At 56.2% G+C, this 1,363-nt stretch carries 1 protein-coding gene; it reads left to right on the top strand.

Annotation, left to right across the window (positions count from 1 at the left end; all coding sequences use genetic code 11):
• The first annotated feature begins 53 nt into the window (after window positions 1-53).
• On the top strand, window positions 54-1,301 hold the full coding sequence (locus tag G7007_RS21660) for an IS256 family transposase (RefSeq protein WP_181105136.1): 1,248 nt from the start codon (window positions 54-56) through the stop codon (window positions 1,299-1,301).
• The last annotated feature ends 62 nt before the right edge of the window (window positions 1,302-1,363 follow it).

Here is a 1,363-nt window from a genome sequence, read left to right as displayed (position 1 = left end):
AGAGGGTGTCAGAAATTTTGTGTTCGGGCATAACATGAGTAAGAGGTGCATGTATGCCAACCAAAAAGAAACCCTTGCGTGACCTGCCCAAAATCCCCAAAGAACTGCTGGAGCAGTTTGGTGAGGGCTTGATGACCGCAGAAGCCATCGAGGATGCCTCTGCGGCGTTCAAGAAGGCCCTGATCGAACGCGCGCTGAATGCCGAGCTGGGTCACCACCTGGGCTATCCGCCGGGCGCGCAGCGCCCAGAGGATGAAACCAACCAGCGTAATGGCAAGAGTGACAAGACGGTTTTGACCGGCGATGGCCCGCTGCGGCTGGAGATTCCTCGTGATCGAGACGGCAGCTTTGCGCCCATTTTGATCCCCAAGCACGAGCGCCGATACACCGGCTTCGACGACAAGATCATCGCCATGTACGCACGTGGAATGACAGTCCGAGAGATCCGAGCCTTTCTTTCCGAGCAGTACGGAACAGAGGTTTCGCACGACTTCATCAGCTCTGTGACAGATGAGGTCATGGAAGAGATCGGCGCGTGGCAACAGCGGCCTCTGGAGCCGATGTATCCGGTTATTTTCTTTGATGCGCTGCGGGTGAAAATCCGCGAAGAAGGCCTGGTGCGCAACAAGGCCATTTACTTGGCGCTGGGCGTTCTACCCGACGGGACGCGCGATATCTTGGGCATCTGGATCGAGAACACCGAGGGTGCGAAGTTCTGGATGAAAGTGTTCAATGATCTCAAGACGCGTGGTATCGAAGACGTGCTGATTGCTGTGACCGACGGACTCAAAGGGATGCCTGAGGCTCTGAGCGCAGTGTTTCCGGCTACGACACTGCAAACCTGCATCGTTCATCTGATCCGCAACAGCCTCGATTATGTGGCCTGGGATAAGCGTCGTGAATTGGCCAAGGCGCTGAAACCGATCTACCAGGCCATCAACGCCGAGGCAGCTGAGCAGGCGCTGGACGATTTTGAAAACGGCCCTTGGGGCAAGCAGTATCCAACAGTGGTGGCTGCCTGGAGACGGGCCTGGGATCGAGTGATTCCCTTCTTCGTCTTCCCGCCAGCCATCCGGAAAGTGATTTACACGACCAACGCTATCGAGAGCATCAACTCTCAGCTACGCAAGATCGTCAAGACCCGCGGTCACTTCCCGACCGACGATGCGGCGACCAAGCTGATCTGGCTTGGACTGCGAAATATCACGGCGAACTGGGGTTCAGCGGCGCATGATTGGAAGAGCGCGATGAATCAATTTGCGATTCTGTACGGAGATCGATTTATCAGGCCGACCTGGTAAAAGCACGGCCTGCCTCACGGCAGGCCGTTATCGGCCCGAACACAAAAAATCTGACAGTCTCC

The sequence above is a fragment of the Pseudomonas entomophila genome, assembly GCF_013523125.1.
Taxonomy (GTDB): Bacteria; Pseudomonadota; Gammaproteobacteria; order Pseudomonadales; family Pseudomonadaceae; genus Aquipseudomonas; species Aquipseudomonas entomophila_B.
This window is presented reverse-complemented; position numbering and strand designations above follow the sequence as displayed.

Bases quoted from the DNA above. Each gene is read 5' to 3' on its own strand.
- G7007_RS21660 (WP_181105136.1), top strand. From the start codon at position 54: ATGCCAACCAAAAAGAAACCCTTGCGTGACCTGCCCAAAATCCCCAAA.